The organism is Bradyrhizobium sp. TM239, assembly GCF_036247985.1.
GTDB classification, from domain to species: domain Bacteria; phylum Pseudomonadota; class Alphaproteobacteria; order Rhizobiales; family Xanthobacteraceae; genus Bradyrhizobium; species Bradyrhizobium ottawaense.
Genome location: NZ_BTIR01000011.1, coordinates 488,503 through 515,473 on the forward strand (window position 1 = coordinate 488,503; position 26,971 = coordinate 515,473).

Consider the following 26,971-nt stretch of genomic DNA (forward strand, 5'->3'; position numbering starts at 1 on the left):
TTAACAGGTTCAGGCTTCAGCAAGCCCCCGCTACCGCAGCCGGTGCCGCCCTGTTGCCGCGCGCCCAAACCCGGTAAAAGGCGGACGGGCCGGACAGCCGCCACAGCTGCCTCGCGCGACAAAGCGGCCCGGTGTCCGACCATCGAACGGCCTCAATGTGAACCAATCAGAGTGCCCATGAAGCTGATCCGTCCCCTCGCCGCGCTCGCCCTCCTCATTGCCTCCGCGCTTCCGGCTATCGCCGCCGACGCCGTGTTTCCGCCCGGCCTGCGCCTCGGCATGGTGCCGCTGGTCGGACTCAGCACGGCAAAGACCTTTCCGGGCTTCGAGAGCGAGGACGGCAGCGTCAAGGTGTTGATCACCGAGTTGCCGCCGGCGGCCTATGGCGAGGTCGTGAGCGCCTTCAATTCCAATCCGGCCGGCGCTGGCGGCGTCAAGCAGGACAAGATCGAGACGCCCGCGGGGCTCGCCTATTTCACCACCGAAAGCGGCAAGGCCGGCGACACGCCGGTGAAGCGCTATTCGATGATCGTGCCGGGCGCCGGCTTCTCCGGCTATGTCGCGGTGCAGATCCCGGAGAATGCGACCAAGATCTACACGGATGAAGCGGTGCGGCAGATGTTTGCGAGCGCCACCACCCGCAAGCAGGTCTCGGCCGAGGAGCAGATCGCGCTGATGCCGTTCAAGATCACCGATCTCGCCGAATTCAAGGACATCCGCACGCTGGCGCCGGGCTCCAGCATCATCCTGGCCGACGGCGACGAGAGCACCGGTTATGAGTCGAAGCCGTTCATGATCCTCGGCGTGATCGGTGCCACGCCGCAAGCCGCCGACGACCGCGCCCGCTTCGCCCAGGAGGCAGCGCTGCAGATCCCCGGCGTGCGCGAATCGCGCGTCACCATGTCCGAGCCGATCCGCATCAACGGTCAGCAAGGCTTCGAGACCCGGATCGACGGCGTCAGCGGCAAGGACAAGGTCCCGGTCACAGTGGTGCAGTGGATCCGCTTCTCGAGCGGCGGCGCCTCGCTGCGCATCATCGCCAGCGCCCCGCGCGACCAGTGGCTAGCCGCCTTCAACCGCTTCCGTGCCGTGCGCGACGGGATTCAGCCGAAGGGTTAGGGCAGAGGCGCTCCAACACACTCGGTGTCGTCCCGGCCTAGCGCGCAATTGCGCGCGGGGGGCCGGGACCCATACCGCGTGATCTCGCGATTGGGGTCGGTCGCAGTACCCACGAAGAGTCTTCGCCAAACTTCTCCCTGGGGGTATGGGTCCCGGATCTGCGCTGCGCTTGTCCGGGACGACAGTGGTGTTGAGGCTGCACGCCCACCCCCTCACCAAACCCGGCCGCATTTTCGGGCTTCTGTTCGTACACGAACGGAACTAGGCTTCGTCTCCGTTGAGTTCATCCTAAGGGGAGGCGAACGATGCTGGATCGGCGACAAGTCCTGGCAATGCTTGGAACGACCGCGCTCGCGGCTCTCGCTCCAACCGCACTCTTTGCAGCGGCATCGATCAAACCCGACGATGCCTCCGCGCTGCTGGTGATCGACGTGCAGAACTGCTTCCTGCCCGGCGGCAGCCTCGCGGTGAAAGAGGGCGAGCAGGTGGTGCCCGTCATCAACAAGATCTCGAAAGCGTTTGCGAATGTGGTGATGACGCAGGACTGGCACACGCCGGGCCACGTTTCGTTTGCGTCAGTCCACTCCGGCAAGAAGCCGTTCGAGACCGTCGACCTTCCCTACGGCAAGCAGGTGCTGTGGCCGGACCATTGCGTGCAGGGCACCGACGGCGCTTCGCTGTCGAAGGATCTTGCGATCCCGCACGCCGAGCTCATCATCCGCAAGGGCTTTCACAAGGACGTCGACAGCTATTCGGCCTTCCTCGAAGCCGACGGCAAGACCTCGACCGGACTTGCCGGCTATCTCAAGGGACGCAAGATCAAGCGCGTCTTCGTCGCTGGCCTCGCGACGGATTTCTGCGTCGCCTGGACCGCGCTCGACGCGCGCAAGGCGGGCTTCGAGGTCTATGTGGTGGAAGACGCCTGCCGCGGCATCGACACGCAGGGCTCGCTGGCAAAGGCCTGGGCCGATATGGCCAAGGCCGGCGTGAAGCGGATTCAGTCTGCGGATATCGCGAGCGCGTAGAGCTAGACGACTGTCATTCCGGGGCGATGCGAAGCATCGAACCCGGAATGACGCAAAAAAATCAGTTCGGCGCGCCGCTCGATTCATTGTTGTTCGCCGCGGGCGCGGCCTTTGCGCCGCCCTTGGCGACACCGACCAGAGCCGGGCGCAGCACACGCTCGCCGATGGTGTAGCCGGCCTGCATGATCTGCACCACGGTGCCCGACGGCACCGACGCATCGGGCACTTCGTACATCGCCTGGTGGAAGTTCGGATCGAACTTCTGGCCCTGCGGATCGAGCTTCTTCACGCCGTGCTTTTCCAGCGCGTTGAGCAGCGAACGCTCGGTGAGCTCGACGCCCTCGATCAGCGCGGTCAGGCCGGGATCGGCGGCGGCACGGTCCTCAGCCGGGACGGCATCGAGCGCGCGCTGGAGATTGTCGGCGATGTCGAGCACATCGCGGGCAAAGCCGGTGATGCCGTAGAGACGGGCGTCGGCGACCTCCTTGGTGGTGCGTTTGCGCAGATTCTCCATCTCGGCCAGCGTCCGCAGCATGCGGTCGCGCGCCTCGGCGGCTTCCTTCTGCAACGTTTCGACCGAGCCGGGCTCGGGATCGTCGGGCATGATATAGGGTTTCGACACCACGGGCTCGCCAGTCGGCGCGGCCGCGTCTTCGGGTTGCCGGTCTCGATCGGTCATCGGCTCTCTTTTCGAATTCGTCGCAGGGATTTTTCTGGCCCGGATATCGTGCTTCGGGCGCCGAAAATCAAGCGCCCGTGATCGGATCAAACGCCGGTCAGCCTCCCAGCAGGCGACTGACGATGCGGGCGGCGTAGTCCACGGTCGGGATCACGCGGGCATAATTCAGCCGGGTCGGCCCGATCACGCCCAATACGCCGACGATATGGCCGGCGGCATCCCGATAGGGCGAGATGATGGTGGAGGACCCCGACAGCGAAAACAGCTTGTTCTCGCTGCCGATGAAGATGCGCACGCCCTCGGCGGTCTCGGCGCGGCCCAGCAGATCGATCACGCCGCGCTTGGTCTCGAGATCGTCGAACAACAGGCGCACCCGCTCCAGATCCTCCAGCGCATGCAAGTCTTCGAGCAGATTGGCGTGGCCGCGGACGATGAGCTGGCGGTCCTCGTTCTCGCCGCCGGACCAGCTGGCGATGCCGGCGGAAATCACCTTCTGTGCGAGCTGATCGAGCTCGGCGCGGGCCTCTCCAAGTGCCGTCTCCAGCTCGAGCCGGGCCTCGGCCAGGGTGCGGCCGCGGATGCGCGCATTGAGGAAATTGCCGGCCTCGGTGATCGCCGAGGAGGGAACTCCGGGGGGCAGCGACAGCACGCGGTTTTCGACCTGGCCATCCTCCCCGACCAGGATCACCAGCGCCTTTTCCGGTTCCAGACGGACAAATTCGATGTGTTTCAGCCGCGCATTGGATTTCGGCGTCAGCACCACCGCGGCGGCGCGGGTCAGGCCCGAGAGCCGCGTCAGCGCCTGGTCCAGCGCCGCCTCGACCGATTGCGCCTGGCCGACGGTGGCAAGCTGGCTCTGGATCGACTGCCGCTCGGCCTCGTTGAGGTCGCCGACCTGCATCAGGGCATCGACGAAGAACCGCAGGCCGAGTTCCGTCGGCAGCCGGCCGGCGGAGGTGTGCGGGGCGTAGATCAGGCCGAGCTGTTCCAGATCGGCCATGACGTTGCGGACCGAGGCCGGCGACAGCGGCATGGCGATGAGCCGCGAGATATTGCGCGAGCCCACGGGCTCACCGGTCGCGAGATAACTTTCGACAATTTGACGAAAGATGTCGCGAGAACGCTCGTTGAGCTGGGCGAGGCCCGCGCGCGGCGCGATCAGATGGATCGGATCGTGATGGGCCACAGACGGTAACTCCTCTCAGATGCTCATAATTTGTCCATCCCCGAGGGTTCTGACAAGCGTCGCGTTTGCAGGGCGGAAAACCGGGGGTGAAAAAGCCTTGTCCTTTCCCCTTGCCGCATACCCTCACCCCACCTACAAGCACCGCGAATAGCCCTAACCTGCGAGTTTTGGAGGATTTCCCATGCGGCCAAGCCGCCGTGCGCCCGACGAATTGCGCCCCGTGACGCTGGAGCGCGGCGTGGTCAAATATGCGGAAGGCTCCTGCCTGGTGAAATTCGGCGACACCCATGTGCTGGTCACCGCCACGCTGGAAGATCGCCTGCCGCCGTGGCTGAAGGGCCAGGGCCGCGGCTGGGTCACCGCCGAATACGGCATGCTGCCGCGCGCGACCTCCGAACGCACCCGCCGCGAGGCCGCCGCCGGCAAGCAGAGCGGCCGCACCGTCGAGATCCAGCGCCTGATCGGCCGCTCGCTTCGCACCATCGTCGATCTCGAAGCGCTCGGTGAGCGCCAGATCACGGTCGATTGCGACGTGCTCCAGGCCGACGGCGGCACCCGCACGGCCTCGATCACCGGTGCCTGGGTCGCCCTCGCCGATTGCATCAACTGGATGAAGGCGCGCAACATGATCAAGGCCAATGTGATGCGCGACAATGTCGCCGCGATCTCCTGCGGCATCTACAATGGCACACCGGTGCTCGATCTCGACTATGCCGAGGATTCGGAAGCCCAGACCGACGCCAATTTCGTCATGACCGGCGATGGCCGCATCATCGAGGTCCAGGGCACCGCGGAACGCGAGCCGTTCACGCAGGACGAGTTCCTGAAGCTGATCGCCCTAGCGCAAAAAGGCATCGCACGTCTCGTGGACTTGCAGAAACTGGCTGTCGCGTAGTCAATAGGCCCATGCACCGCCGAATCACCGGAAAGCTCGTCATCGCCACCCATAATCCCGGCAAGCTCGCCGAGATGCAGGAGCTTTTGGCGCCGTACGGCATCGAGGCGGTGTCGGCCGGTGAACTGGGCCTGGGCGAGCCGGACGAAACCGGCAACGATTTCCGCAGCAATGCCGCGATCAAGGCGATCGCGGCAGCGCGGGCGACCAAGCTTCCCGCCTTTGCCGACGATTCCGGCATCGTGGTCGACGCACTCGACGGCGCGCCGGGCATCTACAGCGCGCGATGGGCCGGCCCGACCAAGGACTTCAACGCGGCGATGGCGCAGATCGAGCGCCTGCTGCAGGAGCGCGGCGCCACCACGCCCGACAAGCGCAAAGCGCATTTCGTCTCCGCGCTCTGCGTCGCCTGGCCCGACGATCATCTCGAAGAGGTCGAGGCGCGCGTCGACGGCACGCTGGTCTGGCCGCCGCGCGGCACCGCCGGCTTCGGCTATGACCCGATGTTCTTGCCTGACGGCCACAGCCGCACCTTCGGCGAGATGGAAAGCATCGAGAAGCACGGCCTGCCGCCGCTCGGCCTCGGCCTGTCGCATCGCGCCCGCGCCTTCGTGAAACTGGCGGAGATCTGCCTTGAGCCGCGCTAGAGCGTTTTCGAGCGAAGTGGGTACCGGTTCGCGCCAGGAAAACGCGTCAAAACAAGAGTCCGAAGCCTTCGGCGTCTACGTGCACTGGCCGTTCTGCCTGTCGAAATGCCCCTATTGCGACTTCAACAGCCATGTCCGCCATGCCGCGATCGACGAGGCGAGATATGCGGCGGCCTTCGCGCGCGAGATCGAAACAACTGCGCAGCGCTCGCCCGGCCGTGAAGTCACCTCGATCTTTCTCGGCGGCGGCACACCGTCGCTGATGCAGCCCGCAACCGTCGGCGCGGTGCTCGATGCGATCGGCAAGCACTGGACCGTCGCCGGCGATGTCGAGGTGACGCTGGAGGCGAATCCGACCAGCGTCGAAGCCACGCGCTTTGCCGGCTATCGCACCGCCGGCGTCAACCGCGTTTCGCTCGGCGTGCAGGCGCTCGACGACGCCTCGCTCAAAGCTTTGGGACGCCTGCACAGCGCGCGCGAGGCGCTCGATGCGGTCGCGATCGCGCGCCGCTCGTTCGATCGCTATTCGTTCGATCTGATCTACGCCCGCCCCGACCAGACGCCGGCGATGTGGGCCGATGAATTGCGTCTCGCCATTGACGAGGCGGCCGAGCATCTGTCGCTCTATCAATTGACGATCGAGGAAGGCACGCCCTTCTTCGGCCTGCACCAGGCCGGCAAATTGAAGACGCCGGACGAAACGGTGGCGCGCGCGCTCTACGACGTGACGCAGGAGACCTGCGACAAGCTCGGCCTGCCCGCCTACGAGATTTCCAATCACGCGCGGCGCGGCGCCGAGTGCCGGCACAATCTGGTCTATTGGCGCGGCGAGGAATATGCCGGCATCGGCCCCGGCGCGCATGGCCGGCTCGACATCGACGGCATCAGGCACGCCACCGCCACCGAGAAGCGTCCCGAGGCCTGGCTGATGCGGGTCGAGACCAACGGCCATGGAATCGTCACCGACGATCTCCTCAACAGCGAAGAACGCGCCGACGAATTCCTGCTGATGGGATTGCGCCTCGCCGAAGGCATCGACCCCGAGCGCTACAAAGCCCTCTCCGGCCGCCCGCTCGATCCCAAGCGCATCGCGCTGCTGCGCGAGGAGGGTGCGATCACGGTCGACGCAACGGGCCGGCTGCGCGTGACCAGCAGCGGTTTTCCGGTGCTGGATGCGGTGGTCGCGGATTTAGCGGCGTAGCAAAGTCCCGTAGCCCGGATGGAGCGCAGCGCAATCCGGGTTCTATCCGCGCGGTAAGATCGCCCCGGATTTCGCTGCGCTCCATCCGGGCTACGAAGCCACTACGCCCCAAAACTCTTCGGCGAACCCGCGACCGCAACGCCGCCGCCCGTCGTCACCTTCATCACCGCGAGGCCCCGTTCATTCGTGCCGTCCGCACGGAACCGGAACAGGCCGTCGATGCCGGCGAAGCCCGACGGATTGGTGAGCACGTCGGGCGAGAAGCGCGTGGTGCCTTGCGTGCGCGCCAGCGCGGCGACGAGGGCGACCGCGTCATAGGCGAGCGTCGCGGTGCGAATCGGCTCGGCGCCGTATTTGGTGCGATAGCGGCCGGAGAAGGCGCGGAAGCCGGCCGGGTCCGGCGCGGCATAGAGGCCGCCTTGCAGGCCCGCATTCGCATAAACTCGCGGATTGTCCCATAGGCCAGTGCCGAGCAGCTGGATGTTGCGCAAATTCGCGCCCGCCGCGGTCATCGCATCCGCCACCGACACGACGGCATCGCCATCATCGGCAATGAACAACGCGTCGGCACTGCCGAGTTGCTGCGCCACGGTGCGCGCCGGCGTGGCGCGATCGGCGCCGTATTTCTCGAAGGCGATGATGCGCCCGCCGCGCCGCGGCACCGCCGCCTTCACCGCGGCCTCGACGACATTGCCATAGGCATTGTCGGGCACCAGCACGGCGACGGAGCGCTTTCCGATGCTGGCGGAATATTCGACGATGCGGTTGACGTCGGACTCCGGCAGGAAGGAGAGCAAATAGACGCCGCGGCCGGCGATGCTGGAATCGGTCGAGAACGCCATCACGGAAATGCCGCGCGTGCGCGCGACTTGCGCCACCGCCGGCACCGATTGCGCGAACAGCGGTCCCAAAATGATCTCGGCGCCTTCGTCGACGGCCTGCTGCGCGGCGCCCTGCGCGCCTTGCGGGCTGCCATTGTCGTCCTTGATCAGCAGCTGGATGTTCGGATTCTGGAACTCGGCCAGCGCCATCTCGGCGGCGTTGCGCATGGATTGCGCGGCGAGACCAGCATTGCCGGCGGCCGAGAGCGGCAGGATCACGGCGACCTTGACGCCGCCGGTGCCGGCGGTCGTCGCCTGTTGCGGCGGACCTGCCGGCTGAGCCGGCGGTGCTGAGCTCGAAAACGGGTTGGAGAACTGGCTCAGGCTCTGCTGCACGCCGGCGCAGGCCGACAGCAGGGGTGCGCCGAGCAACAGGCCGAGCGCGCCCCGGCGGGTCGCCCCTGACATCAGGGACCCCGGAACGGGAGACTCCTCCGAAGAGGACGATCTGGGATAACGCGGGCCCATCATGGCAGCTTCTCTTCTGACCCGCCGGCGCCGGCCGGTCACGACACTCTTTCCACGACACAAGCCGCGGATTCAGGCATATTGTCGGCAAATAGTTAACCGAAACAAAAGGATAATAGCCGCTTAACGCGGCCGCCTTCCTGTCCCGGCAGCTGCTTGCCCTCGCTCACGCAGCATCAAGGCGGCGTTTCAGTCGCGAATATGGCGTGAGAGCCCTCACTCCCTCTCGACGTGATCCCGGATCGATCACATTCCCGTCCGTTCCTCGCCCCTCACCTCGGCACGATCTTTTTCGGCGAGCCGGTTCCCAGCCCTGAGGATCGTGCCTAAGTTGACTTCATTATGCGCGCAAAGCCGGCCCCGATAAATACGCCTGAAGCTCAAGACGCCGCCTCGCGCGGTTTCTCCATCGACGCCCATCGACTTGCGGCGCCGAAGGCGGCACCGGGCCTCCATCTGGTCTCAACCCCCATCGGCAATCTCGGCGACATCACGCTGCGGGCGCTCCAGACCCTCGCCGGCGTCGACGTCATCGCCTGCGAGGACACCCGCATCACCCGGCGCCTGACGGAGCGCTACGCCATCGCCGCGCAGCTCAAGCAATATCACGAGCACAACGCGGAGGCCGCGCGTCCGAAAATCCTGGAGGCGCTGGGGCAGGGCGGCTCGATTGCGCTGGTCTCCGACGCCGGCACGCCGCTGATCTCCGATCCTGGCTTCAAGCTGGTGCGCGAGGTCTGCGCCGCCGGCCATGCGGTGTATGCCCTGCCCGGCCCATCCTCGGTGCTGGCGGCGCTGACGGTGGCGGCACTGCCGACCGACCGCTTCTTTTTCGAGGGCTTTTTGCCGGCGAAATCCGCCGCGCGAAAGGCGCGCTTGACCGAACTCGCGCGCATCGATGCGACGCTGGTGATGTTCGAATCCGGCAACCGCGTACAGGACACGCTGGCGGAGCTCGCCGAGATCATGGGCACGCGCGAAGCCGCGATCTGCCGCGAGCTGACCAAGCTGCACGAGGAGATTTCGCGCGCACCGTTGAGCCAGCTGGCGCGCGAGGCCGATGCGCTGGAGACGCGCGGCGAGTTCGTGCTGGTGATCGCTCCGCCGGCGGCCGACGCCGAGATGCTGACGTCGGATGCGCTGGACGGTCTGTTGCGCGAGCAGCTTGCCGCGCACAGCGTCAAGGATGCCGTCGCGCACGCGGTCGCGCTCTCGGGCCGGCCGCGCCGCGAGGTCTATGCCCGCGCGCTCGAGCTCGCCAAGGACTTAAGGGGCGACGATGGCGAAGACTGAGGTCCCGACGGAGCCGAAGGTCGCCTCGCCCGAGCGCGTCGCCGCGTTCCACACCGGCATCTCCGCGGAGAGCCGCGCCGCGGCCTATCTCATGGCCAAGGGCTATCGCATCCTGGCCAAACGCTACCGCACCCCGCATGGCGAGATCGACATCGTGGCGCGCCGCCGCAATCTGATCGCCTTCGTCGAGGTCAAGGCGCGGGCCACGCTGGATGACGCCGCCTTCGCGGTGACGCCGCGCCAGCAGCAGCGCATCATCGACGCCGCGCAAGGCTGGCTCGTCGCGCATCCCGAGCATGCCGAATTCGAATTGCGATTCGACGCCATGCTGATTGCGCCGCGCTCACTTCCGCGCCATGTGTTGGCGGCATTCGACGCCTCGACCTGAAAGGCAGACCATGAAACTGAACGTCGCCGTCCAGATGGACCCCATCGCCCGCATCAACATCAAGGGCGATTCCACCTTTGCGCTGCTCCTGGAGGCGCAGAAGCGCGGCCACGGCCTGTCCTATTACACGCCCGACAAGCTCTCGATGGTCGGCGAGGAGATCGTGGCGCCGGTTCAGCTCCTGACCGTGCGCGACGAGCCCGGCGATCACTTCACGCTCGGCGAGCCCAGGCGCGAGGCGCTGAACGGCTTTGACGTGGTGCTGCTGCGCCAGGATCCGCCGTTCGACCTCGCCTACATCACCTCGACGCATCTTCTGGAACGCATCCATCCGAAGACGCTGGTGCTCAACGATCCCGCCTCCGTGCGCAACGCGCCGGAAAAGCTGTTCGTGATGAATTTTCCGCAGCTGATGCCGCCGACCCTGATCTCGCGCGACCTCGACGAGATCAACGCCTTCCGCGACAAGCACGGCGCCGTCGTGATGAAGCCGCTGCACGGCCATGGCGGCGCGGCGGTGTTCCGCGTGATGCCGCAGGACATGAATTTCGGCTCGCTGTTCGACATGTTCTCGGTGACGTTCCGGGAGCCCTGGGTGATCCAGCAATTCATCCCCGAGGTGAGGCACGGCGACAAGCGCATCATCCTGGTCAACGGCGAGTTCGCCGGCGCGGTGAACCGCGTGCCGGCCGCCGACGACCTCCGCTCCAACATGGTGCGCGGCGGGGCTGCGCAGGAGACCGAGCTCACTCCGCGTGAGCGCGAGATCTGTGCCACCGTCGGCCCGGCGCTGCGGGAGCGCGGCCTCTTGTTCGTCGGCATCGACGTCATCAACGGCAACCTCACCGAGATCAACGTGACCTCCCCGACCGGCATCCGCGCCATCGCACGGCTCGGCGGGCCTGACGTCGCGGCGAAGGTCTGGGACGTGATCGAGCAGAAGCGGGCGAAGTAGCGTTTTAGGTCCGCCGCCACCTCCAATCTATCACCGTCACCCTGAGGTGGCCGCTCTTCAGCGGCCCTCGAAGGGCGACGGCCCGACTGTTACCGCGCGTTGCTGCATCGCGACCGCGCATCCCTCGAGGCTCCCGGCACGATGCGTTGCATCGCGCCACTCGCACCTCCAGCGACGAGCGCAACGCGCTCGCGCGGGGTTGACAGATCACCCGTATCTGCGCGGCTCGCTGCGATCACGCCGTGACCACGATCGCACCCATCACTAACCACCCATTCACCATGACGCCGCGCATGTCATTCGAACGAACGTGCCGTACTGCGTGAATCTACGGGGCCGCTGGCCGACCGGATAACGCCGCGTTCACCATCTGCCGAGAACCAGCATCGTGGCCGGCCGTCGCATTCGGCCTCGCAACACCCCTTATACTTTTACTCCCTACTCATCGACACGGGGAACCCGCCAGGTGCGGTTCGAGTGCCCCGCGTAAGAGTAGAGGCGTATGAACACCGCACGCATTGTCGTTCTCGTCATCGCGCTGGGCGCCGGCGGCGTCGCTGCGTATCTGGCGAGCGGCTTCGACAACAAGCCCGCGCCCGCCCTTCCCGTCGCCGAGAAATTGCCGACCGTCGAGGTGCTGATCGCGAAGAACGACATCGGGCTCGGCCAGGCGGTGAAGCCCGAGGATCTGCAATGGCAGGCCTGGCCGGCGGCGACCGCGAGCAGTGCCTTCATTCGCCGCGACAGCAGGCCCGAGGCGCAGACCCAGATTGCCGGCTCGATCGCCCGAGTCCCCCTGATGCAGGGCGAGCCGATCCGCGAGCAGAAGCTGGTCAAGGCCGACGGCTCCGGCTTCATGGCCGCGATCCTGCCCGCCGGGATGCGCGCCGTTTCCACCGAGATTTCAGCCGAGACCGCCGCTGGCGGCTTCATCCTTCCGAATGACCGCGTCGACATCGTCCTGACCCGCCGTCTGAAGAACCCCGACGGCGCCAACAACAACGGTCCGACCGGCGGCAACGACCTCGTCCTGTCCGAGGTCATCCTGACCAATATCCGCGTGCTCGCGATCGACCAGGCGCCGAAGGAGAAGGACGGCCAGAACGCCGTCGTCGGCAAGACCGTCACGCTCGAGCTCCGGCCCGACCAGGTCGCAGTCCTCGCAGCCGCGCGCCAGGGCGGCACGCTCCAGCTCGCGCTGCGGAGCATCGTCGATGCCAACGCAGTCGACGGCACGCCTGAGGACCAGGGGATCAAGCGTGCGGGCGGCGTGAACGTGATCCGTTACGGGGTGCAGGCACGGCAATTGACGTCACAGAAGTGATGATGGGGATAGCATGAACTACGGGGATGATCGGACGGGCCTGCGCCTTCGGGGGAAGCGCACGCGCCCGTTCTGGACGGGGACGATGCTGATACTGGGGCTGCTCGCAGCCCCCGACCTCGTCAGCGCGACGGATGCGCCGGTCGGCGACCAGGCGCCGATGCAGGCACCGGATCTCGGCGTATCGTCGGTCGCGACCATCGCATCGGCGAAGACGCGTTTTCTCTCGCTTGGCGTGGGCAAATCCGTCGTCATCGACCTGCCTCGCGAGGTCAAGGACGTGCTGGTGGCCGATCCCAAGATCGCCAATGCCGTCATCCGCTCGGCCCAGCGTGCCTATATCATCGGCGGCCAGGTCGGCCAGACCAACGTTGTGTTCTTCACCGCCGACGGCCAGCAGGTTGCCTCCTATGACATCGCGGTGAAACGCGACCTCAACGGCATGCGCGCGGCCCTGCGCCAGTCGCTGCCGGGCGTTCAGATCGAAGGCGTCGGCGACAGCGTGATGCTGACCGGATCGGTGTCGAGCCCGGTCGAGGCCCAGCAGGCCGGCGACGTCGCCGCAAAACTGGTCGGCGGCTCGGACAAGGTCGTCAACAGCATCGTCGTGCGTGGCCGCGACCAGGTGATGCTCAAGGTCGTCGTCGGCGAAGTCCGCCGCGACATCGTCAAGCAGCTCGGCGTCGATCTCAGCGCCAGCCTGAACGCCGGCACCGCGGTGGTGAATTTCAACAATTCCAACCCGTTCTCGGTCTCGGGCGGGCCGATCGTCGGCAGCAACGGACTCGGCGTTGCCGGCGTCACCAAGGGCATCGCCACCGTCAGCGCCACCATGCGTGCGATGGAAAGCGCCGGCGTGATGCGCACGCTCGCCGAACCGAGCCTGACCGCGATTTCGGGCGAATCCGCCACCTTCATCGCCGGCGGCGAATTCCCGATTCCGGCAGGCTATTCCTGCGATCCCGTCACCCACGTCTGTACCACCCAGATCACCTACAAGAAGTTCGGCATCTCGCTGAACTTCACCCCGGTCGTGCTCAGCGAAGGCCGCATCAGCCTGCGCGTGATGACCGAGGTCTCGGAGCTGTCGAATACGAATTCGATCACGTTGACGCAGGCGGTGTCCTCGACCTCGAGCAACTCGATCACCATCCCCTCGATCCAGACCCGCCGCGCCGAGACGACGCTGGAGATTCCCTCCGGCGGATCGATGGCGATGGCCGGCCTGATCCAGCAGCAGACCAAGCAGGCGATCAACGGCCTTCCCGGCATCGACCAGGTGCCGATCATCGGCGCGCTGTTCCGCAGCCAGGACTTCGTCAACAACGAGACCGAGCTGATGGTGATCGTGACGCCCTATGTGGTGCGCGCGGTCGCCCAGAAGGAATTGGCGCGGCCCGACGACGGCTTCGCGCCGGCCTCGGACGCGCAGACCGCACTGCTCGGCCGCATGAATCGCCTCTATGGCATCGCGCGTCGCGTCGATCCGATCGCCGGCGCGCCCGGCGATTTCGGCTTCATCATCGACTGAGACGAACGGTTTGGGGACCGGGGCAGGACACGGGGCAAGAGGGGACCAGGCGATGACGACAACATCAGCCGATCGACGTCGCAATCTGGGCGTCGCGCTGGCACTGACGGGGCTCTCCGTCATGCTGGGCGCCTGTAACACCACCGGCGAGATCGTCACCCAGACGGTGCCGACCGACTATCGCCAGCGCCACCCGATCGCGGTGCAGGAAGGCAAGAAGTCGATCGTGATCTTCGTCGGCAAGGCGAGGGGCGGCCTGTCGGCCGCGCAGCATTCGGACGTCGCGGGTATCGCCCGGGACTGGGTGCGCGAAGGCACCGGCTCCGTCGTCGTCGACGTTCCCGTCGACGCTGCGAATTCGCGCGCGGCGGCGGCGACCTATCGGGAAATCCGGTCTGTGCTCGCATCAGGCGGCGTGCCATCGCGTGCCATCGTCCAGCATCCCTATCGCCCTGAAGATCCCGGGCTGCTGCCCACCATCCGCCTGAGCTATTCGAAGATCACCGCGGTCGCCGGCCCCTGCGGGCTGTGGCCGGAAGACCTCGGCCCCTCGATCCTCGATCCCGGCTACAACGAGAACCGGCCCTACTTCAATCTGGGCTGCGCCAGCCAGCGCAATCTCGCCGCGATGATCGACAATCCGGCCGACCTCGAGCAGCCGCGATCCGAGACGCCGGCCTATACCGCGCGGCGCGACATCGCCTTTGATCGCTATCGCAAGGGCACTGCGATCTCGACTCCCAATTCCGAAGCCGACAAGGCCAAGCTCAGCGACACAGGCAAATGACCGTTATCCACGACGAAGAAGCGGACGATCCGCAGCACCCCGAGGAACACATTGCGCCGGTTCCCCGCATCTCGGTGCAGGCCTTTTGCGAGACCGAGAAGACGCTCGCCGCGGTGACCGCGGCGGGGCAGGACCGCCGGCTCGCCAAGGCACACCTCACCGCCAAGGACGGTGGCCTTGCCGCGGCGATCGAAGTCTATGAATCGATGCCGACGCCGAACGTGATCGTGATCGAATCCGACGGTACGCGCGACATCCTCGAGGGACTCGACGACCTCGCCGGCGTCTGCGACCCCGGCACCCGCGTGGTCGTGATCGGCAATCCCAACGACACCGCGCCCTATCGCGAGCTGGTGCGCCGCGGCGTCAACGATTATGTGGTGGGACCGGTCGAAACCCTCGACGTGGTCCGCTCCATCTGCAGCCTGTTCTCGGCCTCCGAGGCCATCATCACCGGCCGCGTCATCGCGGTGGTCGGCGCCAAGGGCGGCGTCGGCGCCTCCACCGTTGCCCACAACGTGGCTTGGACCATCGCCCGTGACCTCGCGCTCGATTCCGTCGTGATCGACCTCGACCTCGCCTTCGGCACCGCGGGCCTCGACTACAACCAGGACCCGGTGCAGGGCATCGCCAACGCGGTGCTGTCGCAGGACCGGCCGGACACGGCGCTGATGGAGCGCCTGCTCTCCAAATGCACCGAGCGCCTCAGCCTCCTCGCGGCGCCTGCCACCCTCGACCGCGTCTATGATTTCGGCGCCGAAGCTTTCGACGCCGTGTTCGACACGCTGCGCATGACCACGCCCTGCATCGTGCTCGACGTTCCCCACCAATGGTCCGGCTGGACGCGGCGCGCGCTGGTGAACGCGGACGACATCGTCATCGTGGCCGAGCCCGATCTCGCCAATTTGCGCAACACCAAGAACATGCTGAGCGTGCTGAAGGCGGCGCGGCCGAACGACCGGCCGCCGCTGTATTGCATCAACCAGGTCGGCATGCACAAGCGCGCGGAGATCGAGGTCAAGGCGTTCGCCAAGACCATGGAAAGCCAGCCGATCGCGGTGATCCCGTTCGATTCGAAACTGTTCTCCACCGCCGCCAATAACGGCCAGATGATCGCGGAGGTCTCCAAGAACCACCGCACCACCGAGCTGTTCCAGAACATGGCGAACCGCCTCGCCGGGCGCGGCGAGGTGAAGAAGCCGAAGCGCTCGCTGCTCGGACCGCTGCTGAAGAAGCTGAAGGGCAGGTCAAGCCGCAACTCCGCGCCGCATCGCAAGGCGTCGTAAGCATCCACCAAGAGGGGCGGATTACTTGTCCGCCCGCTGCTGCTTCTTCGCCAGCAGCTGCCGCAGCGCCGCGACCTTGGCCGCTGCCTGGTCCGGCGGCAAATCTGCCTTCACGAGGATTTCGGCCTCGGCCTCGCGGCCCTGCAATCCCAGCACGAGCGCAAGATTGGCACGGACCCGCGCATCGTTCTGATTGCGCTGATGAGCGCGGCCGAGCACCTGTTCGGCCTTCGGCAGATTGTTTTGCAGCATATAGGACAGGCCGAGATTGGACAGCACGGTCGGCTCGTCCGGCACGATCTTCAACGCCGTGGTATAATATTGCTGCGCCTCTTCGTTGCGGCCGAGCTGATCGAGCGCCGCACCCTGTGCCGACAGGATGCGCCAGTCCGGATCCTCCGGCGTATGCGCGCGGCTGAGGACGTCGAAGGCCTGCTGGAAATTGCCGCTGTCGGCGAGCGCGCGGCCATAGCCGGCGAGCAGCGCCTTGTTGCTGGGATGGGCGAGCACGGCCTGCTCCATGACCGCGACCGCCTGCGCGCGCTGGCCGGTCTCGCGCAACGCCTTGCCGTAGGCGAGCGCAACGTTGGGATCATTGGGCTTGGCGCGATAACGCTCGCGCAACGCGTCCATGTCCGGCCTGGCGTCGGACTTGACAGCCGCTTCCGATCTGACGCCGAGCGCGCCGGTCACATCCTCGATGCCGGCGGTCTGGCAACCGCCGAGGACGAGCACCAGGAGTGCGGGAAGCAGCAATCTCGCCGGGGGAGAGGCGAGGGACGAACGCTTGGACATACTCTGATCACTCGGCAACTGATCAGAGATGCTTACCGATTAACGCTAAAGTCCCGTTAAGGACGCGGGCTGTGAGACCTTAAAGCATGATCCGGAAAAGTGCGCAGCGGTTTTCCGAAGAGATCATGCTTAAACAACAACCTAAAGCGCGATGACGATTCATCCTCATCGCATCGCGCTTTAGTCGGTGAACTCGGCGCCGAATTCGCAGCCGATGCGCCAGCGCAGGCGGCATTGGCGGGAATAATCAGGTGCGAAGATGATGGTGAATTGCGGCGGCACTTCCAGGAATTCCGCCACCACTTTCACGCCGCCATCCGAAATATCCGTGATCGTGCAGTCCCGCGGCAGCGAGCCCGCGCCAAAATGGATCTTGGCGAGCCGGCTGCACACCCGACGTTCGCTTCTCCGGCGATTTGCAAGCATTTGAATTGTTCACCCGTTAGACCACGGCCCATCCCGCAGCCTCAGGAATAGCGGACATTCGTTGGAATGTGCTGAGGACAGAAGCCGGCATTCGAGGCGTAGTGTCGGCGTGGCGTTTACGATTGGTTAGGGCTTGCTCGCCCGCCGAGATTGTTCCCGTATTGTTCTTGCGGAGAGGGCCCGTCTCTGCTACCCCTAATTGTGCGAGAGGGGCAGGCTGGTTTGAGCATGGTTCAGCGGGTTTCCACCGTCGCCTTCGAGGGGATCGAGGCCCGTGCGGTCGACGTGCAGGTGCAGGTCGCGCCGGGTCTGCCGGCCTTCGCCATTGTCGGCCTGCCGGACAAGGCGGTGTCTGAGGCGCGCGAGCGGGTGCGCTCGGCGCTGATTGCCTCCGGCCTGGCGCTGCCGGCGCGGCGGATCATCGTCAATCTGGCGCCGGCTGACCTGCCGAAGGAAGGCAGCCATTACGACCTGCCGATCGCCCTCGGGCTGATGGCGGCGATCGGCGCGATCCCGCCGGATGCGCTGACCGGCTTCACCGTGCTCGGCGAGCTCGGCCTCGATGGCTCGATCGCGCCCGTGGCCGGCGTTCTTCCCGCCGCGTTCGGCGCCAATATGCGCGAGGAAGGGCTGATCTGCCCGGCCTCGTGCGGCTCCGAAGCGGCATGGGCGAGCCCGGACATCCAGATCATCGCGGCAAGCTCGCTGATCCAGATCGCCAATCACTTCAAGGGCACACAGGTGCTGTCGCGGCCGTCACCGAAGGTGCATGAGCCCGCCGCCTCCACGCTCGACCTGCGCGACATCAAGGGTCAGGAGAGCGCCAAGCGCGCGCTGGAGATCGCGGCCGCCGGCGGGCATCATTTGCTCATGATCGGGGCGCCCGGCGCCGGCAAATCGATGCTCGCGGCGCGCCTGCCCTCGATCCTGCCGCCGCTGTCACCGAGCGAACTGCTCGAGGTCTCGATGATCGCCTCCGTTGCCGGCGAGATCGAGGGCGGCGCGCTGACGGCCAAGCGGCCGTTCCGCTCGCCGCATCATTCCGCGAGCATGGCCGCGCTCACCGGCGGCGGCATGCGCGCAAAGCCCGGCGAGATCTCGCTGGCACATCAGGGCGTGCTGTTCCTCGACGAATTGCCGGAGTTCGATCCGCGCGTGCTGGATTCGCTCCGGCAGCCGCTGGAGAACGGCGAGGTCGCGGTGTCGCGCGCCAACCATCGCGTCACTTACCCTGCCCGCTTCATGCTGGTCGCGGCGATGAATCCGTGCCGCTGCGGCAATGCGTTCGAGCCCGGCTATGCCTGCAAGCGCGGCCGTGTCGACCGCTGCACCGGCGACTACCAGGCGCGCATCTCCGGCCCGTTGATGGACCGCATCGACCTGCGCATCGAGGTGCCGGCGGTGACCGCGGCGGATTTGATCCTGCCGCCACCGGCGGAAGGCTCCGCCGAAGTCGCCGCCCGCGTGGCGGCGGCGCGCGACATCCAGCTCGCCCGTTATGCCGATGCCGGCCTGCCCAAGGTTCGCACCAATGCCGAGGCTCCTGCCTCCGTGCTGGAGGAGATCGCAAAGCCGGACGCGCAAGGCGCCAAATTGCTGCGCGACGCCGCCGAGACCATGCGGCTCTCGGCGCGCGGCTATCACCGCGTGCTGCGGGTGGCGCGCACGCTGGCCGACCTCGATCGCACTGAGAAGATCGGCCGGCTGCATCTGGCCGAAGCGCTCTCCTACCGCGCACTCGCGGAGGATGTGCGGCAGATGGCTTGATCATTCCGCGCATCAACCCGGCGGTAACGAGTTTCCTTTACGCTCTGCAAACCATAAGGCCCACAAAGTTCCCGTACCGGGCCCGGCGAGTAGAGTGTCATGTTGCGTTTTAAGATCCTGGCCTCGGCTGTTCCCTTGTTGGCGGCTGCGGTGTTGGCCCGCGGCGAGATCGGATCGGTCTCGCATCCCTGCATCGCCCTCGGCGATACCTCGGTCGAGCTCACCTCCCTGTTCTGGACCGCCGGCGTCCACGTCGCCTTCACCGAAGATCCCGCCCGGGCCACGGTGCGGGTTCAGATCACCGACGATGCTGATGCTGCGGACTTCGCCGTGGTCGACGACGGCCTCGGTTCCGAGCCGGAGTCCTGTCAGGTCAATCCCTCGACACGTCTTGTCTCGATTGCCGCTCAGCCCGTCGACGGCGGCCAGGTGATCTATCTCTCCACCGAAGGGCCAGCGGATTACCGTATCTATGTGCGCTCGAAGTCCTTCTCGCAGCGCGAGGCCGCGGCGCTGATCGTCGGCGCCCATGGCGGCCATCGCCCGCTGCCGCTCCAGGCTGCCTCGCTCTGAAGCGCGCTGAGACAATGCTTTGAGCCGTTAACACCTCGTTAGTCCTGTTTGGAGGCAGCGCCAAAGCCTCAAGCTGTTCGCAAGGTCGGCGCGACATCGTCGCAGACGGCGGGTGGCGGGATTTCGAAGAAGAGTCGGGGTCGGTGGCGATGGGTCGGACGTTCCGGATCAAGGTGCGCATGCGCCGCTTCAGGCGACAGCACCCCCGCATCGCTTTCGCGATCCGCTCTTTCATGATCTTCTCGGCGACCTTCGGCGGCGCCTATGGCTTCGTGTCCGGCAGCCGGTCCGAGAACTCCGGCTACGATCCCCACACCTTTGCGATCGGCGCGAGCTTCCTGTTCGCGCTCGCCTGCCTCGGTCTTGCGACGCTGAGCATGCGCCTGCGTTTCGTGGGCAAGCGGCTGCGTACGCTCGCCGCCCACAACGAGGCGCTGATCGATCGCAATTGGGAGCTGAAGGAGGCGGAAGAACGCGCCCGCAGCCTGTTCGAGCAGCAGGGCGACCTCATCGTGCTGCGCGCTACCGATGGCCGCATCACCTTTGCCAACGAAGCCTATTGCGCGCTCGCAGGACAGGCGCGCAGCGCGCTGGTCGGCACGCGCTTCGATTTCGACGTGCTGGAGCAGGGTGACAGCGCCCGCGAGAGCAGCGGCACACGCATCCACGACCAGAAGATCGCAACCTCGCTCGGCGCGCGCTGGATCGCCTGGCGCGAGGGCTATGTCCGCCTCGATGCCGGACAGCCCGCCGAATTGCAGAGCGTGGGGCGCGACGTTACCGACCGCACCGAGACCGAACGCGCTCTGTCCGACGCACGCGACCAGGCCGACGCCGCCAACCGCGCCAAATCGCGCTTCCTCGCGATGGCCTCGCACGAAATCCGCACCCCCCTGAACGGCATCATCGGCATGGGCGGCCTCCTGCTCGACACCACGCTGACGCCGGAGCAGGCGACCTATGCCAAAGCGGTGAAAACCTCGGGCGAAGCCTTGATGGCGCTGATCGAGGAGCTGCTCGACTATTCCAAGATCGAGGCCGGCAAGCTTGATCTGGAGCAGCGTCCCTTCGCGCTCTCGACCCTGGTCGAGGAGATCACCGAGCTGCTCGCGCCCCGCGCGCAGGCCAAGGCGCTCGAGATCGCCGCCTATGTCGACGAGCGCCTGCCGCTGGAGGTGGTCGGTGATGCCGCGCGGCTGCGCCAGGTGCTGCTCAATCTCGCCGGCAACGCCATCAAATTCACCGCGAGCGGCGGCGTCGCGCTGATCGTCGAGCCCGGCATCTGGCCGAACGAGATCAGCTTCCTGGTCCGCGACACCGGCATCGGCATTGCGCCGGAAGCGCAGCAGCGCATCTTCCGCGAATTCGAGCAGGCCGACGAGCGCGTCGCCCGCACCTATGGCGGCACCGGGCTCGGCCTTTCCATCAGCGAGCGGATCGTCAAGCGCATGGGCGGCCGGATCACGCTCGCGAGCGAGCCGGGCAAAGGCTCGACCTTCGAGATCGCGGTGCCGCTTCCGCCGTCGCAAGCCAGCGCGGGACAGACGGCCTTTCCGAGCCCTGACCTCACCGGCAAGTCGATGCTCCTCGTCGCAGACGGCATTGAGGCCTCGCTGATCGCGCGGCGCCTCGAGCGCTGGGGTGGCCAGACCTGCATGATTACGGATGCCGCGGTCGCCGAAGCGCTGCTGCCCGAACGCTCATGGCACGCGGTGCTGATCGATCGTGCGATCGGCCCTGCCGCGGCTGACCAGCTGGGCGAAATGGCCCGCGCGCATGCGTTGCAGCGCCTCGTGCTGCTGACCTCTAGCTCGCGCCACGAAAAGCTGTCCCCGGCCTTCACGGGCTTCCTGGTGAAGCCACTGCGGGCGGCTTCGCTCGCCGCGCGCCTTGCGATGACGCCGGAGGTGGCCTCGCCCGATCTGGCGCCGGAGCCGCCGGCTGAAGCTGCCGGCGCGACACCGGCCAAGGGAGCGACCAAGGGAGCGATCAAGGGCCTGTCGATCCTCGTCGCCGAGGACAACGAGATCAATGCGCTGCTGATGCGCTCGCTGCTGACGAAGCTCGGCCATCGCGTCGTCATCACCGTCCACGGCGAGGCCGCGCTGGAGTCCTGGCTCGCCGCATCATCGGCCGGCACGCCCTATGATCTCGTGCTGATGGACATCCAGATGCCGCAGCTCGACGGCATCGAGGCGACAAAGCGAATCCGCGCGCATGAGGCGGCGACCGGCGGCCACCACACGCCGATCCTCGCGCTCACCGCCAATACGCTGGTGGAGGATCGCTATGCCTGCTTCGAGGCGGGCATGAACGGATTCCTGATCAAGCCGCTCGATCGCGACAAGCTGGACGAAGCACTGGCAGGGCTTGCGGCGACACGGCGGCTGGCCGTCTGATCCGAAAATCTCACGGGAACCTCATCCCGGCCGGCAATCGATAATTGAAATCGACCGCGTTGCGCGTCACCATCCTCCGGGGGCATTGCAGGAGGGTTTCGCGCATGAACGTGCTGTGCCGCCTCGTATTCATTGTCCTTCTCGCTGGATTTTCCCGACACGCCGCGGCCGATACGCCGGAGCTCATCGCCTCGCTCAAGCAAGGCGGCTACGTGCTGATCTTTCGGCACACCGCCACCGACGACAGCCAAAAGGATATCTACCCCTTCAAGTTCGACGACATGAGCGCCCAGCGCCAGCTCAGCGAAAAGGGTAGGGACATGGCGCGCCAGATCGGGGCAGCGGTCAAGGAGCTCGCGATCCCGATCGGCGATGTCTACACCAGCCGGCTCAACCGCGCGATCGAGGCCGGCAGGCTGATCTCCGGCCGCGAGGTCAAGCCGGTCGACGCGTTGACGGACAGCAGCAACGCCAGCGCATCGGGAATGGCAAACCCCACCGGCGCCAATGCAAAGGCGGGACAGACCGTGCGCCAGCTCGTCGATGCGCCGCCGAAGGCGGGCAGCAATAATTTCCTGGTCACCCACAAGACGAACATCGCCGATGCCTTCGGCAAGGAGGCCGGCGACGTCGGGGAAGGCGAGGCTTTCGTTTACAAGGCCGGCAGCTCGGGCCCCGCCAGCTTTGCCGGACGCATCAAGCCCGCGGACTGGAGCGCCCAGGCCGGCAAGTGACGAGCCCGCATCCGAGCCTGGTCGCTGGTGTGGACGAAGAGCCGGATTTCCCCGGCCTCTCAACGGGCCGGCTCACGGGGAGGGTATCCGGCCAACGAACAGATTGACCGGGCGACTTGCCCCCACGGGATCGTCTTGTGATACCCACGTCTTGCGAGTTGCGACTGAAAGGCTGGCGAACACGTGAGAACATCGGAAGACCGCTCATTTCTCGTATTGCTTGCCGTAGTCACGCTAGCGTTTGGCTGGGTGCTGTGGCCGTTCTCCGGAGCATTGTTGTGGGCCACGCTGCTGGCCATCATCTTCGCACCGCTCTATCGACGCTCGTTGGAAATGCTTCCGGGAAAGCGCAACCTTGTCGCATTCGCCACCGTTGTCGTCGTGGTGGTGATCGTCTTGATCCCTGTCGCAATCGTCATCGCTTCGCTCATCGACCAGGGAGGGGAGCTGTATCAGCGCGTTCAGTCGGGGGAGATCAGTTTTGCTCATCCGCTTCAGCAACTGAGATCCGCGCTGCCCGACTGGGCTGCCCCCATGGCGGATCGCCTCGCCGGCATCGATTTCTCGGCCCTGAAGGAACGCCTGTCCGGTCTGGTCGTCCCGGCCGGCCAACAGCTGGCGGGGCATGCGATCAACATCGGTCAGTTGACCCTCGAGTTCGTCGCAAGCTTGCTCGTGATGTTGTACGTGCTGTTTTTTCTGCTGCGCGACGGTGACGAGCTGAACGCACGCATCCGCGACGCCCTGCCGCTGCGTGCGAGCCACAGCACTGAGATTCTGCATGCGTTCACCCTGGCGGTTCGCGGGACCATCAAGGGAATCATCCTCGTTGCCCTGATTCAGGGCGCGCTTGGCGGGGTGATCTTCTGGCTGCTCGGACTGACCGCGCCGCTACTGGCGGGCGCGCTGATGGCGCTGCTCTCGCTTCTGCCCGTGCTCGGCTCCGCACTGGTGTGGCTTCCGGCCGGGCTATATCTGCTTGTGGCGGGCTCGGTCACGAAGGGAATCATCCTGCTCGCTTTCGGCACCTTCGTGATCGGCCTCGCGGACAACTTTCTCCGCCCCATCCTGGTGGGACAGTCGATCCGGATGCCAAGCTACATTGTGTTGCTCGCCACCCTGGGCGGCCTAGCGGCCTTCGGAGCAAACGGCTTCGTCATCGGCCCACTCGTCGCGGCCATGTTTCTGACGGCCTGGCAGGTCTTCGTCCGCTCGAAAGAGCAACAGGAGGTCCGGAAATGACCTGCTACGCGGCGTAAGCTATGAAGCGCGGTGCGGAGAGCTTGTCGGGCGGCCCCGGAGTGCCCTTGAATATGGTGTCGGTCTTTGCCGCGCGCTTGCAATGCGGGCAGACGAACAGATGCGCGATGACCGGAACCGGCTCGTCCGCGAGCAGTTCCGAGCGGTACCACCTCATCTCGACATGGCAATCCGGGCAGGTCGGTGCTTCGAGCTGCTCCGCAGCGCTTCTGAGACGATCAACCATCGAACCCTCGCGTTTTCGAAGGTCATAGCCCAATACCTCTTGCCGGTCTGCAACAAAAGACACGCTGCACGAACGCGCAGGATCCGCCGACCGCCGCGACTACAGTCGCCTGAGCGCCACGTTCTCCACGGTGTGGTCGGCGCCCTTCTTCAGGATCAGCGTCGCGCGAGGGCGGGTCGGCAGGATATTGTCCTCGAGATTGGCGAGGTTGGTGCGCTCCCAGATCGCGATCGCGGTGGCAGTGGCTTCCTCGTCCGACAACAGCGCGTAGCGGTTGAAGTAGGACTTTGGATTGGTGAATGCGGTGTCGCGCAGCGCCAGGAAGCGCTTGATGTACCATTGCCGCAACGGGGCTTCGTCGGCGTCGATATAGACCGAGAAATCGAAGAAGTCGGAGACCACAGGCACCGCCTTGCCGTCGCGCGGCAGCTTGCCGGTCTGCAGCACGTTGACGCCCTCGACGATCAGGATGTCGGGCTGGTCGATCTCGGCCCACTGGTTCGGCACGATGTCGTAGGTCAGATGCGAATAGACCGGTGCACGCACATGGCGGCGGCCGGACTTGATATCGGAGAGGAAGCTGAGCAGCAGCGGCAGGTCGTAGCTTTCCGGAAAGCCCTTCTTCTGCATGATGCCCTGCCGGTCGAGCACGGCGTTCGGATAGAGGAATCCGTCGGTGGTGATGAGTTCGACCTTCGGGCGCGGCGACCAGCGCGCCAGCAGGGCCTGGAGCACGCGGGCCGTGGTGGATTTTCCGACCGCGACTGAGCCGGCGACGCCGATGATGTAGGGCACCTTGCGGTCGCGGATGTTGAGGAACTGGCGCTCCGCATAATACAGGCGCTGCATCGCATCGACATAGATCGAGAGCAGGCGCGACAGCGGAAGATAAATATCCTCGACTTCCTTGAGATCGAGGCGATCGTGCAGCGAGCGCAGCCGGTCGAACTCGCCCGGCTCCAGCGTCATCGGCGTATCGTCGCGCAGACGCGCCCACTCCTCGCGCGAATAGATGCGGTACGGATTATACTGCTGCTCGGGTGCGCGGATATCCATGACGCGACCTTTCCCTTGGGGCTTATACTAGCCCTTACGCGACGCTTTCTCTTCCAACCCTGACATATTCGTGCGCTTGTCCAGCGCCGCTTCCACCTCTTCCAGCTTTACGCCGCGGGCCTTCAGCAAGACAAGGAAGTGATAGAGCAGGTCGGCGCTCTCGGCGATCAGATGCGCGCGATCGTTTTCGACTGCTGCGATTACGGTTTCGACTGCTTCCTCACCGAACTTCTTGGCGCAATGCTCGGCGCCCTTGTCGAGCAGCTTGCGGGTATAGGACGCCTCGCCACCGGCCGCCGCGCGGGCGTCGATGGTCTCGGCCAGATCGTGGATCGTGAAACGCGGCATTGGAATTACTCGAAAAACACGCTTGGCAACACACTCGGCCCCGGAGGCCATCCCTCCGGCCTGTGTAGCATTTTTACGAACGGGAGTCGTCAGGCATCGAGGCGCATGGCCAGTCCGCGCCGGGCCATGTGCTCCTTGGCTTCGCGGATGGTGAATTCCCCGAAATGGAAGATCGAGGCAGCCAGCACGGCCGTGGCGTGGCCGTCGCGGATACCGTCGACGAGGTGGTCGAGATTGCCGACGCCGCCCGAGGCGATCACGGGCACGGCAACGCTGTCGGCGATCGCCCGGGTCAGCGGGATGTCAAATCCCTGCCTCGTGCCGTCGCGATCCATCGAGGTCAGCAGGATTTCGCCGGCGCCGAGCGAGACCACTTCCTGGGCGTATTCGATGGCGTCGATGCCGGTCGAGTTGCGACCGCCATGGGTGAAGATCTCCCAACGGTCGCCGCCGGGGCGCTTGACGCGCTTGGCATCGATCGCAACCACCACGCATTGCTCGCCGAATTTCTCGGCCGCTTCCTTGACGAACTCGCGCCGGGATACGGCGGCGCTGTTGATCGAGACCTTGTCGGCGCCGGCGCGCAGCAGCGTCTTGATGTCGTTGACCTCACGCACGCCGCCGCCGACGGTCACAGGCATGAAGCAGGCCTCCGCCGTGCGCCGGACCACGTCCAGCATGATGCCGCGATTCTCATGGGTCGCGGTGATGTCGAGGAAAGTGAGTTCGTCTGCGCCGGCGGCGTCATAGGCGATCGCGGCTTCGACGGGGTCGCCGGCATCTCTGAGATCAACGAAGTTGACGCCCTTGACGACCCGTCCGTCCTTGACGTCGAGGCAAGGGATCACGCGCACCTTGAACATGTGTCAGCTCCCAGGCGCGCGCGCGTTACGGATCAAGGTGAGGGCGGCGGCGGGATCGAGCCGGCCGTCATAGAGCGCGCGGCCGGCAATCGCGCCGGCGAGCTTCTTCGCGCGCGGTGTCAGCATGGCTTTCACATCTTCGATCGAGGCGAGGCCGCCGGAGGCGATCACGGGAATCGAGATGGCGTCGGCCAGCGCAATGGTCGCATCGAGGTTCAGGCCCTTGAGCAAGCCGTCACGCGCGATGTCGGTGAAGATGATGGCGGCAACGCCGGCATCCTCGAAGCGCCTTGCGATCTCCAGCACCGTCACTTGCGAGGTCTCGGCCCAGCCTTCGACCGCGACCTTGCCGTCGCGCGCGTCGAGCCCGACCGCGACGCGGCCGGGGAATTTTTTCGCCGCAGCCTTCACCAGCTCCGGATCGCGCACCGCGGCGGTGCCGATGATGACGCGGGTGATGCCCTTGTCGAGCCAGGCTTCGACGGTCGCGAGATCGCGAATGCCGCCACCGAGCTGCACCGGGATCTTGATCGTCTTCAGCATCGCCTCGACGGCCTCGGCATTCACCGGCTTGCCGGCGAAAGCGCCATCGAGATCGACGACATGGAGATACTCAAAGCCCTGCTCGACGAAGCTCTGCGCCTGCGCGGCAGGATTGAGATTGAACACGGTCGCGCGCGCCATGTCGCCTTGCTCGAGGCGCACGCATTGTCCGTTCTTAAGGTCGATCGCAGGAAAGAGGATCATGATTGAGCCAGGATTTTTCCGCGCACACGGTGCGCTCCCTCCCCCCTTGTGGGGGAGGGTTGGGGAGAGCGGTAAGCCACGAGCACCGCCGTCGCGGCTGCCCCCCTCCCGA

The 26,971-nt window shown here is 65.8% G+C and carries 27 protein-coding genes; 17 read left to right on the forward strand and 10 right to left on the reverse strand.

Features of this window, described 5'->3' with window-relative positions:
- Window positions 1-177 precede the first annotated feature (177 nt).
- Together AABA84_RS20675 and pncA are read left to right on the forward strand one after the other, a co-directional pair.
- Entirely contained in the window at window positions 178-1,119 is a 942-nt protein-coding gene (locus AABA84_RS20675) for a hypothetical protein (RefSeq protein ID WP_338312935.1), read from the forward strand.
- A gap of 305 nt (window positions 1,120-1,424) precedes the next feature.
- Window positions 1,425-2,144, forward strand: coding sequence for a bifunctional nicotinamidase/pyrazinamidase (gene pncA / locus AABA84_RS20680; protein WP_212243318.1), 720 nt, complete (start codon window positions 1,425-1,427; stop codon window positions 2,142-2,144).
- Between the two features lie 61 nt (window positions 2,145-2,205).
- Here pncA and grpE read toward each other — a convergent pair whose 3' ends face one another.
- Complete coding sequence (gene grpE / locus AABA84_RS20685) at window positions 2,206-2,823, reverse strand: nucleotide exchange factor GrpE (protein WP_338312937.1); 618 nt, start codon at window positions 2,821-2,823, stop codon at window positions 2,206-2,208.
- Between the two features lie 97 nt (window positions 2,824-2,920).
- A complete protein-coding gene (gene hrcA, locus AABA84_RS20690; RefSeq protein WP_028139407.1) occupies window positions 2,921-4,009 on the reverse strand; it encodes a heat-inducible transcriptional repressor HrcA in 1,089 nt (362 codons plus the stop codon).
- A 181-nt stretch (window positions 4,010-4,190) separates the two neighbouring features.
- Here hrcA and rph point away from each other — a divergent pair, with 181 nt between their 5' ends.
- Genes rph through hemW form a run of 3 tightly spaced genes read left to right on the forward strand, consistent with a single transcriptional unit; the run spans window position 4,191 to window position 6,752 of the window.
- Window positions 4,191-4,904 carry a ribonuclease PH gene (gene rph / locus AABA84_RS20695; protein ID WP_097660458.1) on the forward strand — a complete coding sequence of 238 codons (714 nt, stop codon included), beginning with the start codon at window positions 4,191-4,193 and terminating at the stop codon, window positions 4,902-4,904.
- Window positions 4,905-4,915: 11 nt separating this feature from the next.
- A complete protein-coding gene (gene rdgB, locus AABA84_RS20700; protein ID WP_338312938.1) occupies window positions 4,916-5,551 on the forward strand; it encodes an RdgB/HAM1 family non-canonical purine NTP pyrophosphatase in 636 nt (211 codons plus the stop codon).
- A 16-nt stretch (window positions 5,552-5,567) separates the two neighbouring features.
- Entirely contained in the window at window positions 5,568-6,752 is a 1,185-nt protein-coding gene (hemW, locus tag AABA84_RS20705) for a radical SAM family heme chaperone HemW (protein ID WP_212244111.1), read from the forward strand.
- A gap of 101 nt (window positions 6,753-6,853) precedes the next feature.
- Here hemW and AABA84_RS20710 read toward each other — a convergent pair whose 3' ends face one another.
- Window positions 6,854-8,104 carry a penicillin-binding protein activator gene (locus AABA84_RS20710; RefSeq protein WP_433960958.1) on the reverse strand — a complete coding sequence of 417 codons (1,251 nt, stop codon included), beginning with the start codon at window positions 8,102-8,104 and terminating at the stop codon, window positions 6,854-6,856.
- A 339-nt stretch (window positions 8,105-8,443) separates the two neighbouring features.
- On the opposite strand from AABA84_RS20710, the gene rsmI reads away from it, so the two are divergent.
- The 7 genes from rsmI to AABA84_RS20745 all read left to right on the forward strand — a co-directional run bounded on the left by rsmI (window position 8,444) and on the right by AABA84_RS20745 (window position 15,665).
- Entirely contained in the window at window positions 8,444-9,394 is a 951-nt protein-coding gene (rsmI, locus tag AABA84_RS20715; RefSeq protein WP_338312939.1) for a 16S rRNA (cytidine(1402)-2'-O)-methyltransferase, read from the forward strand.
- Entirely contained in the window at window positions 9,381-9,782 is a 402-nt protein-coding gene (locus AABA84_RS20720; protein ID WP_338312940.1) for a YraN family protein, read from the forward strand. The genes rsmI and AABA84_RS20720 overlap by 14 nt, the downstream gene beginning before the upstream one ends.
- A gap of 10 nt (window positions 9,783-9,792) precedes the next feature.
- Window positions 9,793-10,737, forward strand: coding sequence for a glutathione synthase (gene gshB / locus AABA84_RS20725; RefSeq protein WP_212243308.1), 945 nt, complete (start codon window positions 9,793-9,795; stop codon window positions 10,735-10,737).
- A 502-nt stretch (window positions 10,738-11,239) separates the two neighbouring features.
- A complete protein-coding gene (gene cpaB, locus AABA84_RS20730) occupies window positions 11,240-12,061 on the forward strand; it encodes a Flp pilus assembly protein CpaB (RefSeq protein WP_338308717.1) in 822 nt (273 codons plus the stop codon).
- A 13-nt stretch (window positions 12,062-12,074) separates the two neighbouring features.
- Window positions 12,075-13,592, forward strand: coding sequence for a type II and III secretion system protein family protein (locus AABA84_RS20735; RefSeq protein WP_338308716.1), 1,518 nt, complete (start codon window positions 12,075-12,077; stop codon window positions 13,590-13,592).
- A gap of 52 nt (window positions 13,593-13,644) precedes the next feature.
- The gene (locus AABA84_RS20740) at window positions 13,645-14,379 is read left to right on the forward strand and encodes a CpaD family pilus assembly protein (protein ID WP_212243305.1); all 735 of its coding nucleotides are present in this window, start codon (window positions 13,645-13,647) and stop codon (window positions 14,377-14,379) included.
- Window positions 14,376-15,665, forward strand: a complete 1,290-nt coding sequence (locus AABA84_RS20745; RefSeq protein WP_212243304.1) for an AAA family ATPase — start codon at window positions 14,376-14,378, stop codon at window positions 15,663-15,665. Before AABA84_RS20740 ends, AABA84_RS20745 begins: the two co-directional genes overlap by 4 nt.
- A gap of 21 nt (window positions 15,666-15,686) precedes the next feature.
- Here AABA84_RS20745 and AABA84_RS20750 read toward each other — a convergent pair whose 3' ends face one another.
- Window positions 15,687-16,460, reverse strand: a complete 774-nt coding sequence (locus AABA84_RS20750) for a tetratricopeptide repeat protein (RefSeq protein ID WP_338312941.1) — start codon at window positions 16,458-16,460, stop codon at window positions 15,687-15,689.
- Window positions 16,461-16,640: 180 nt separating this feature from the next.
- A complete protein-coding gene (locus tag AABA84_RS20755; RefSeq protein ID WP_011083489.1) occupies window positions 16,641-16,886 on the reverse strand; it encodes a PilZ domain-containing protein in 246 nt (81 codons plus the stop codon).
- A gap of 228 nt (window positions 16,887-17,114) precedes the next feature.
- Here AABA84_RS20755 and AABA84_RS20760 point away from each other — a divergent pair, with 228 nt between their 5' ends.
- The 5 genes from AABA84_RS20760 to AABA84_RS20780 all read left to right on the forward strand — a co-directional run bounded on the left by AABA84_RS20760 (window position 17,115) and on the right by AABA84_RS20780 (window position 23,601).
- Window positions 17,115-18,653 carry a YifB family Mg chelatase-like AAA ATPase gene (locus AABA84_RS20760; protein WP_338312942.1) on the forward strand — a complete coding sequence of 513 codons (1,539 nt, stop codon included), beginning with the start codon at window positions 17,115-17,117 and terminating at the stop codon, window positions 18,651-18,653.
- Window positions 18,654-18,752: 99 nt separating this feature from the next.
- Window positions 18,753-19,226, forward strand: a complete 474-nt coding sequence (locus AABA84_RS20765) for a hypothetical protein (protein WP_338312943.1) — start codon at window positions 18,753-18,755, stop codon at window positions 19,224-19,226.
- A gap of 149 nt (window positions 19,227-19,375) precedes the next feature.
- Window positions 19,376-21,625, forward strand: a complete 2,250-nt coding sequence (locus tag AABA84_RS20770; RefSeq protein WP_338312945.1) for an ATP-binding protein — start codon at window positions 19,376-19,378, stop codon at window positions 21,623-21,625.
- A 104-nt stretch (window positions 21,626-21,729) separates the two neighbouring features.
- Entirely contained in the window at window positions 21,730-22,359 is a 630-nt protein-coding gene (locus AABA84_RS20775; protein ID WP_338312946.1) for a histidine phosphatase family protein, read from the forward strand.
- A 183-nt stretch (window positions 22,360-22,542) separates the two neighbouring features.
- Entirely contained in the window at window positions 22,543-23,601 is a 1,059-nt protein-coding gene (locus AABA84_RS20780) for an AI-2E family transporter (protein WP_338308711.1), read from the forward strand.
- Window positions 23,602-23,605: 4 nt separating this feature from the next.
- Here the strand turns inward: AABA84_RS20780 and AABA84_RS20785 are convergent, their stop codons facing one another.
- The 5 genes from AABA84_RS20785 to hisA all read right to left on the reverse strand — a co-directional run bounded on the left by AABA84_RS20785 (window position 23,606) and on the right by hisA (window position 26,859).
- Window positions 23,606-23,845: a hypothetical protein gene (locus AABA84_RS20785; protein WP_338308710.1), complete on the reverse strand. Its 240-nt coding sequence runs from the start codon at window positions 23,843-23,845 to the stop codon at window positions 23,606-23,608.
- 99 nt (window positions 23,846-23,944) lie between these two features.
- Window positions 23,945-24,901 carry a type I pantothenate kinase gene (gene coaA, locus AABA84_RS20790; RefSeq protein ID WP_028139389.1) on the reverse strand — a complete coding sequence of 319 codons (957 nt, stop codon included), beginning with the start codon at window positions 24,899-24,901 and terminating at the stop codon, window positions 23,945-23,947.
- A gap of 27 nt (window positions 24,902-24,928) precedes the next feature.
- Window positions 24,929-25,249, reverse strand: a complete 321-nt coding sequence (locus tag AABA84_RS20795) for a phosphoribosyl-ATP diphosphatase (protein ID WP_018323522.1) — start codon at window positions 25,247-25,249, stop codon at window positions 24,929-24,931.
- Between the two features lie 89 nt (window positions 25,250-25,338).
- Window positions 25,339-26,112 (reverse strand): imidazole glycerol phosphate synthase subunit HisF, encoded by a 774-nt coding sequence (gene hisF, locus AABA84_RS20800; protein WP_018323523.1) that lies wholly within the window; start codon window positions 26,110-26,112, stop codon window positions 25,339-25,341.
- 3 nt (window positions 26,113-26,115) lie between these two features.
- Window positions 26,116-26,859, reverse strand: coding sequence for a 1-(5-phosphoribosyl)-5-[(5-phosphoribosylamino)methylideneamino]imidazole-4-carboxamide isomerase (hisA, locus tag AABA84_RS20805; protein ID WP_212243285.1), 744 nt, complete (start codon window positions 26,857-26,859; stop codon window positions 26,116-26,118).
- Between the last annotated feature and the right edge of the window lie 112 nt (window positions 26,860-26,971).

Coding starts and splice junctions, on each gene's coding strand:
- AABA84_RS20775 (WP_338312946.1), top strand. CDS start 21,730: ATGAACGTGCTGTGCCGCCTCGTATTCATTGTCCTTCTCGCTGGATTT.
- coaA (WP_028139389.1), bottom strand. CDS start 24,901: ATGGATATCCGCGCACCCGAGCAGCAGTATAATCCGTACCGCATCTAT.
- hisA (WP_212243285.1), bottom strand. CDS start 26,859: ATGATCCTCTTTCCTGCGATCGACCTTAAGAACGGACAATGCGTGCGC.
- AABA84_RS20755 (WP_011083489.1), bottom strand. CDS start 16,886: ATGCTTGCAAATCGCCGGAGAAGCGAACGTCGGGTGTGCAGCCGGCTC.
- AABA84_RS20710 (WP_433960958.1), bottom strand. CDS start 8,104: ATGATGGGCCCGCGTTATCCCAGATCGTCCTCTTCGGAGGAGTCTCCC.
- grpE (WP_338312937.1), bottom strand. CDS start 2,823: ATGACCGATCGAGACCGGCAACCCGAAGACGCGGCCGCGCCGACTGGC.
- rdgB (WP_338312938.1), top strand. CDS start 4,916: ATGCACCGCCGAATCACCGGAAAGCTCGTCATCGCCACCCATAATCCC.
- gshB (WP_212243308.1), top strand. CDS start 9,793: ATGAAACTGAACGTCGCCGTCCAGATGGACCCCATCGCCCGCATCAAC.
- AABA84_RS20745 (WP_212243304.1), top strand. CDS start 14,376: ATGACCGTTATCCACGACGAAGAAGCGGACGATCCGCAGCACCCCGAG.
- cpaB (WP_338308717.1), top strand. CDS start 11,240: ATGAACACCGCACGCATTGTCGTTCTCGTCATCGCGCTGGGCGCCGGC.
- AABA84_RS20760 (WP_338312942.1), top strand. CDS start 17,115: ATGGTTCAGCGGGTTTCCACCGTCGCCTTCGAGGGGATCGAGGCCCGT.
- pncA (WP_212243318.1), top strand. CDS start 1,425: ATGCTGGATCGGCGACAAGTCCTGGCAATGCTTGGAACGACCGCGCTC.
- AABA84_RS20750 (WP_338312941.1), bottom strand. CDS start 16,460: ATGTCCAAGCGTTCGTCCCTCGCCTCTCCCCCGGCGAGATTGCTGCTT.
- AABA84_RS20675 (WP_338312935.1), top strand. CDS start 178: ATGAAGCTGATCCGTCCCCTCGCCGCGCTCGCCCTCCTCATTGCCTCC.
- hisF (WP_018323523.1), bottom strand. CDS start 26,112: ATGTTCAAGGTGCGCGTGATCCCTTGCCTCGACGTCAAGGACGGACGG.
- rph (WP_097660458.1), top strand. CDS start 4,191: ATGCGGCCAAGCCGCCGTGCGCCCGACGAATTGCGCCCCGTGACGCTG.
- AABA84_RS20785 (WP_338308710.1), bottom strand. CDS start 23,845: ATGGTTGATCGTCTCAGAAGCGCTGCGGAGCAGCTCGAAGCACCGACC.
- AABA84_RS20770 (WP_338312945.1), top strand. CDS start 19,376: ATGGGTCGGACGTTCCGGATCAAGGTGCGCATGCGCCGCTTCAGGCGA.
- AABA84_RS20720 (WP_338312940.1), top strand. CDS start 9,381: ATGGCGAAGACTGAGGTCCCGACGGAGCCGAAGGTCGCCTCGCCCGAG.
- rsmI (WP_338312939.1), top strand. CDS start 8,444: ATGCGCGCAAAGCCGGCCCCGATAAATACGCCTGAAGCTCAAGACGCC.
- AABA84_RS20735 (WP_338308716.1), top strand. CDS start 12,075: ATGAACTACGGGGATGATCGGACGGGCCTGCGCCTTCGGGGGAAGCGC.
- AABA84_RS20740 (WP_212243305.1), top strand. CDS start 13,645: ATGACGACAACATCAGCCGATCGACGTCGCAATCTGGGCGTCGCGCTG.
- AABA84_RS20795 (WP_018323522.1), bottom strand. CDS start 25,249: ATGCCGCGTTTCACGATCCACGATCTGGCCGAGACCATCGACGCCCGC.
- AABA84_RS20765 (WP_338312943.1), top strand. CDS start 18,753: ATGTTGCGTTTTAAGATCCTGGCCTCGGCTGTTCCCTTGTTGGCGGCT.